Origin of the sequence: uncultured Adlercreutzia sp. (assembly GCA_910585575.1) — a bacterium.
GTDB lineage: Bacteria > Actinomycetota > Coriobacteriia > Coriobacteriales > Eggerthellaceae > Adlercreutzia.
The window spans coordinates 1-6825 of record CAJUFS010000098.1 but is presented as its reverse complement, the minus strand read 5'-3'; the positions used below and the strand labels follow the sequence as shown (position 1 = coordinate 6825).

The following is a 6825-nucleotide window of genomic DNA, read 5'->3' as shown; positions in this document are numbered from 1 at the left end:
TGAGGGACGAAAAGGGGCCGTTTGGTTCCCTGTTCCAGCAAAAGGCCAGGTGGGAGCGACGCCTTTCGGAAGAGAGGGGAACCAAACGGCAGGTTTTGGGAACCTTCCATCCGTCGACGCGCCTTTTGCAGCTGCTTCGCGCGGACTCCCGCCTGTCCTCTCTTCCGCCCTGCTTGTTCGCATTCCGTTCGGCAGCGGGTTGCTGACAGTTGGGGCTGAGGCCAGGAAGTTCCCTATAATGGAGAAAAACCCGCGCGATGTGAGGATGGCCATGGCTGTGCCTGTTGAGAACGCCCCTGAATCTGAAATTTACGAACTGCCCGAGGACTTCGAGAACGAAGCTAGCGGCGCCACCCCCGATGGCGCCGCGCAGGTCGAGGGGGCGCCTGTTGGCGCGGAGCCCGTCGATCCCTTCGAGCCCGGCTCGCTGGGTTGGATGCTGCCCTGGGCGGAAACGGGGGAGGGCGACCTGATGACACCCGACGAGGCGCTCGAGACGTTCCTGGAGTGGGTCGATTCCCGCGGCATGGAGCTGTGGCCCCATCAGGAAGACGCGCTCATGGACTTGGCCGTGGGCGACTCGGTCATTCTGGGCACGCCCACGGGCTCGGGCAAGTCCATGGTGGCGCTGGGCCTGTGCTTCATGGCCATTGCCACGGGGCGCACGGCTTACTACACGGCACCCATCAAGGCCCTCGTGTCCGAGAAGTTCTTCGACATGGTGGATGTGCTCGGCCGCGACAACGTGGGCATGATCACGGGCGACTCCACCATCAACACCGAGGCGCCGGTCATCTGCTGCACGGCGGAAATTCTCGCGAACCAGGCACTGCGCGAGGGGCCGGCCTCGAGGGTGGGCTGCGTCATCATGGACGAGTTCCACTTCTACGCCGATCCCGATCGCGGATGGGCGTGGCAAGTGCCGCTGCTGACCCTCCCGAATGCTCAGTTTCTGCTGATGAGCGCCACGTTGGGCGATATCACCGACATTGCCACCGCCCTTGAGGAGCGCACGGGCCGTCCCGTCGACCGCATCACCGACGCCCCGCGTCCCGTGCCGCTGTCCTACGACTACACCTTCGAAACTTTGGAGGCCACGGTAGAACTGGGCCTGCGGGCCGGCGAAGCTCCCATGTACATTGTCCACTTCTCGCAAGACGAGGCGCTGAAGAACGCTCGGGCCCTGGCCAGCTACGGCGTGTCGGACAAGGCGCAGCGCGAAGCCATCAAGGAGGCCATGAAGGGCACGAAGTTCACTACGCCCTTCGGCAAGATACTGCAGCGGCTTCTGGCCGCTGGCGTGGGCGTACATCATGCGGGTATGCTGCCGCGCTATCGTTTGCTGGTGGAGCGCCTGGCCCAGCAGGGGCTGCTGCCCGTCATTTGCGGCACCGACACGCTGGGCGTGGGCATCAACGTGCCCATCCACACCGTGGTGCTCACGCAGCTCACGAAGTTCGATGGCCAGAAAATGCGCAAGCTGCGCAGCCGCGAGTTCCATCAAATTGTGGGCCGCGCTGGGCGCGCCGGCTTCGATACCGAGGGCATGGTCATCGCTCTGGCGCCGGAACACGAGATCGAGAACCATAAGGCCGTGCTGAAGGCCGGCGACGACCCCAAGAAGCTGCGTAAGATCAAGAAGAAGCAGCCGCCCGAGGGCTTCGTCAGCTGGAACAAGCAGACTTTCGAGCACCTCATTGAGAAACCGCCCGAGAAGCTGACGCCGCGTATGCGCATTACCCACTCTATGGTGCTGGCCGTGGTGTCCCGCGGGGGCGATGCCTGGAAGAACGTGCACCAGCTAATTGCCGATTCGGCCCAGACGCCCGAGGAGAAGATCAAGCTGAATGCCCGCGCCGACGAGATTTTCGGCACGCTCATCGAGGCCGGCGTGGTGGTGCGCGAAGAAGCCGAGGACGGCAGCCCCAGCTATGTGCTGACGGTGGATTTGCCCGAGGACTTTGCCCTGGATCAGCCGCTGTCGCCCTTCTTGCTAGCGGCCCTCGACCTGCTGGATCCTGAGAGCGACACCTATGCCCTGGATGTTATTTCCCTGGTAGAGGCCACGCTGGAGAATCCGGCGAAGGTGCTGCGCGCCCAAGAGCGCAAGGCCCGCGACGCGGCCATGGCCGCCATGAAGGCCGACGGCGTTGACTACGAAGAGCGCTTGGAGCGCCTGGCGGAAATCACCTATCCGAAGCCGCTGGAGGACCTGCTGGCCCAGGCCTTCGACCTGTACTGCCAAAGCGTGCCGTGGGCCCGCGACTACGAGCTGCTGCCCAAGAGCGTGCTACGCGACATGGTGGAGACGGCCAGCGATTTCAAAACTTACATCGGTCGCTACGGTATCGCGAAATCCGAAGGCACGCTGCTGCGTTACCTATCCGACGCCTTCCGCGTGTTGGTGCGCACGCTGCCGCCCGACACCATGAACGATTCGTTGCGCGACATCGTGGCGTGGCTCGGCTTCATGGTGCGTACTACCGACTCCTCGTTGGTGGATGCCTGGGCCAATGCCGGCGATTTGCCCGAGGCCGGAGCGCCCCCGGTGGCGCCTGATGCGGTGGTGGCCGACCGTCACGGCATGGAGGTCATGGTGCGCAATGCGCTGTTTGCCCGTGTGCGTCTGGCCGCGCTCGAGCGCACGCGCGAACTGGGCAATCTGGATGAGGAATGGGGCATGGGCGAGCGCGCCTGGAATGCCGCCTTGGACGACTACTTCGCCGAGCACAACGAAATCCGTCTGGACGGCGACGCCCGCAGCGCCGCGTATCTGACTATCGACGAGGGGCCGGAGCAGGAGGAGCATCGGTGGCACGTGCGCCAAATCTTCCTGGACGAGAACGCCGACGGCGACTTCCGCATCGAAGCCGACGTCGACCTGGACGCCACCCAGGAGCAGGGCGAAGTCATCTTCAAGAACTACCGCGTCGGGTTTGTAGAGGATTTGACGAACTAGGAGAGGTTCTCCAGACCAAGAAACAGGTATAGCTCCTGCCTACTATGAACGCCCAATTTTTTATAAATATTGTGGGTGTGCGTCTTCACCGTAGCGAGGCTTACCACCAGATCGTCGCTAATTTGCACTAACGTTTTTCTTTGGGCGAGGAGAAGGAGTACGTCTCCCTCGCGTTTAGTCAGAGAGCACTGCATGGCAACTGATGTGCAGGTTTCGGTAAGTATGGCGTAATAGCGTGCTGGATCGATGTACTGCGCCTTCGCTGGGTCGGCGTTTCTCTCGAGGCTTCCGTCTCTAAGGGGCGAAAGATAGACGAACGCGATGGCTCCTAATCCTGCGAGTAGGACGAGGGGCAAAGCATGCACGCCAGGCCCTACCGTGCCCGAGAAGGCTTCCCCTAGAAAAGCGGCGAGCTGCTCTGCAAGATAGGCAAGCGAGAAAACAAGGACTGGGTTGTTCCCTCTTCTCTGACAGAGATTGCAAAGTACGGTGAAGAAAAACGTTGAGAAGGTCATATAGGAAGCGTCGAGAAGAATCGAGGCGATTTCATAGGAGCGCCCGACTCCTATCGCGAAAACTATAATCGCCAGTTCCAGAATGGCGAGCGATGCATCATAGAGCTGCTTGATGCGAACGATCCTTCCGTTTACCGCAAGGGCGATTGAGGTAACTGCAATGGCGACGAAGAGCCCGAAGTAGGAAACACTGGCTACGGGTATGGGGGCAAAACCTTGCAGCGTTTGGATGGTAAAAATGATAAGCGAATAAATTAGTAGCAGTCGCGCAATGGGGAAGAAGCTGTGCGGCTCGATTTTGCCTGTCTCTTCTGGGGGCGGGGTAACCGTAGGAGTTTTGCGCCAAAGCGCAGTAGAGGATTTCCGAGTGAGGCAGAGGGCGATTGCGAGGGGCGCAATACAGGATATGGCAAGTGGCGGGAGCAAAGTTGAGAGTGCTCTCAGTACGCCTACGAAAAACTGCCAAGCAATGAGTGTTAAAAGACAGTCGACGAGAGGGAGCCCTGCAAGCGCCTTGAGGCACGAGATGAGCAGAGAGGCTTGGCAGAGCGCCGTTGCGCAAAGGCAAGCAAAGGGCAGGAATCCCCAGGGAGTCTCTGGCCGTAATGAGAACACCCAGGCGCCAAAAAAACCGAGGAAGCACAGCGAGCAGGAGGCAACGACGAACGCCTTGCTGCTGAGGAAAGTGCTGGCTTGACGGTGAAACAGAGCCAAGACGCCGAACGCGAGTGACGTTACAAGGAGATGGGGATATTGAGAAAAGGATATGAGCGAAGCGAATCCCGCCGGAATTGCAGCAGAGGGGTCGAGCATCCAGGCGCAAGCGAAAGCTAGAGCGAGAGCAAAAGGCACGTTGCGTATCTGGTTTATCGTCACTGCTTTGGCCACGTTCGACCTCCCGAGTGGTTTCGCATCATAGAACTGCCTTTCGACCTATTTTATATCGTTTAAGCATGGAGAACGCGAGGGGGAATCGCACTTTGAGGAAGTGGAGTGCGGAGGCGAAGGGTGGCTTGAAGTGCGTAATGTGCCTCATCAACCGTTTTTTCAACCCTTTCGCGCCTGCAATCAACCTCAATCTGCACTCTCAAAATCCAACACCTGCGTTTTTATACATAAGTGCGATTTGGAATAAGCGCTGTCAACGTTTTTCGCCGATAGGCAAATTGGGCGATAGCTTATGAGCCCAAAATCGCGCATGCGATAAACCAGTTAGGAAAGAGGAGGGTCAACAATGGGCAAGGGAATATCGCGCAGAGATTTTATTGTTGGGGGCGGAGTATTTGGTGCGAGTGTGGCAGCGGTCGGCCTCGCGGGGTGTGCTCCTTCGAATGGCGGTTTGCCGTCCACTGGCGCCGATGCATCGGGCACCAGTGCGAATAAGGGCGAGGATCGCCCTTATTCTTCGCGACTTGTCGAAGTGGATGAAAGGGATGTGACTCGCACTGAGGAATGCGATGTTGTGGTGTGCGGTTCGGGATCCGCTGGAACCTATGCCGCGATTAGAGCAGCTGAGCTTGGTGCTCGTGTTATCTGGCTCGAGAAAACAAATCTCAAGGGAGGAACTTCGACGGTGACGGAGGGCACGCTTGCCTACAACACCCAAGAGCAGCTTGACGCACAGGGGCCCGCAGACCTACAAGCTGAGTTCGAAGCTTACATGCAGTGGCACAATTGGGGTGCTTATGCACCGGGGATTTGGTGCTACCTGGACAATTCTGGAGAAGCTCTCGATTGGGCTATAAGCCATGGGGCTTCGATGTCGACTGGTGGTCAGGGCTCCCTTCTGAGCTGTTTTGACGAGGCAGGAAATTGGACAAACAACGGCGAAGGTATGCTCAAGCCGCTTTGGGCCTATGGGGAGACGCTCGATAATTTGGATTTTCGCCTAGAGTCTCCTGCCGTGAATATCATTCTCGATGACGAGGGGGTTGGGGGCGTTTACGCAAAAAGCGGAGACGATCTCGTGCGTATTAATGCAAAAGCGACGGTGCTCGCTACGGGTGGATTCGGGAAAAACCCGGAAATGTGCGCCGAGCGCCTTCGCGTTCCTAGTGAACGAGTTGTATTTCTGGGGTTTGATGGCCAAGATGGCGACGGTATCAATATGGCGCTGACAGCAGGTGCTCTTTCCCAGGCGCCGTCTGCGGTAATGTATGGACTTTCGAAGGCATGCGGAGAAAGTTGGAGCAGCATGCTGTCGATTTTTACTCAGTGGCCGCCCGCATATCGGTATCCTCTGGAAATAGGCAAAACGCTTCCCATGGTAAATCAGAGCGGCAAGCGCTTCTACAACGAGACGCTTGCGGAAGACGCCGATACCTCCCGTCTCAACACGGCAATTGCTTCCCAGTCGAAGGTTTTTACGTTGTTCGACGAGGCGCACGTTGAAGCCTATGAGGGCGAGGACAAGCTCAATGAATTCGTTGCCTTCATGGGTGTTGGGAGCGGAGAGTTCCGATCCTTGGTTGAAAGCAGCGACTTTGTTTGGAAGGCCGATAGTCTTGAGGAGCTTGCTGAACTCATGGGGGTTGATTCGGAAGCGTTGGCTGAAACGGTGGAAGACTACAATAATAGGGCAAAGGGGGACGGGACGCGTGACCCGCTTGGGGCCGACCCTGCGCTCATGACGCCGTTAGAGAAGAAGCCGTTTTATGCGGTTCAAGTCGAGGCTTGCGCCTATAGTACCTGTGGTGGCGTGCGGGGAGATTGCGAGGCGCGAGCGATTGGCCACGACGATCTCCCCATCAAGGGCTTGTTTGTGTGCGGCATCGACAATGGTTCCATGCAGTTTAACGACTATCCCTATGGGTTGCATGGTGGATCGGGGCAAGGTGCTGCTTGTACGACAGGATATGTTGCTGCAAACGCAGCTTGCAAAGATTTAGGTCTGCTGGCCTAGTAATCATTCGAAGGCGACCCTCGATTCCTCTGCTGCGGCATGGAGATCGAGGGTCGCCTTAAGACGCCAGTACTATATAGTAGCATGGGAGGGGCCGGGCCCGTCGGCAGGCCTCTCTGAACGCCGTCTTTTCCGCGGCCAAAGGCCGCTCCATAAAAACATGAGGGAGCGCAGCGCCTGAGCCGAAGGCGAAGTAGCGAAGCGGGTGGCCAGACGACGGGCCCGGCCCCTCCCGCGCGGACGGCCGCCGTGATCTGCCGCTGGCGGCACGTTCTGCGCCGCATGAAACGTTGGGCGAATTAGTTATTGATTGATAGCGTGTCAGGGCGCATAATAGGGCGGCATTATTTCTGTGAGGTCTTCGGGACGGAGCGCTGTGGGGCGTCCGAACCGGAGGCGGAGAAAACTCTGGAGAACTCTTAAGTGAGTGCCGAAGGTGCAAGGCCCGC

At 58.7% G+C, this 6825-nt stretch carries 3 protein-coding genes; 2 read left to right on the top strand and 1 reads right to left on the bottom strand.

Annotated features, from left to right (window positions below):
• The first annotated feature begins 271 nt into the window (after positions 1–271).
• Positions 272–2959, top strand: a complete 2688-nt coding sequence (locus QZ307_RS10325) for an RNA helicase (protein WP_295999578.1) — start codon at positions 272–274, stop codon at positions 2957–2959.
• Here QZ307_RS10325 and QZ307_RS10320 read toward each other — a convergent pair.
• Positions 2956–4362 (bottom strand): LuxR family transcriptional regulator, encoded by a 1407-nt coding sequence (locus QZ307_RS10320; RefSeq protein ID WP_295999576.1) that lies wholly within the window; start codon positions 4360–4362, stop codon positions 2956–2958. The genes QZ307_RS10325 and QZ307_RS10320 overlap by 4 nt on opposite strands.
• A 346-nt stretch (positions 4363–4708) precedes the next feature.
• Here QZ307_RS10320 and QZ307_RS10315 point away from each other — a divergent pair, with 346 nt between their 5' ends.
• Positions 4709–6376 (top strand): FAD-binding protein, encoded by a 1668-nt coding sequence (locus QZ307_RS10315; protein ID WP_295999574.1) that lies wholly within the window; start codon positions 4709–4711, stop codon positions 6374–6376.
• Positions 6377–6825 lie beyond the last annotated feature (449 nt).

Coding starts and splice junctions, on each gene's coding strand:
- QZ307_RS10325 (WP_295999578.1), top strand. CDS start 272: ATGGCTGTGCCTGTTGAGAACGCCCCTGAATCTGAAATTTACGAACTG.
- QZ307_RS10315 (WP_295999574.1), top strand. CDS start 4,709: ATGGGCAAGGGAATATCGCGCAGAGATTTTATTGTTGGGGGCGGAGTA.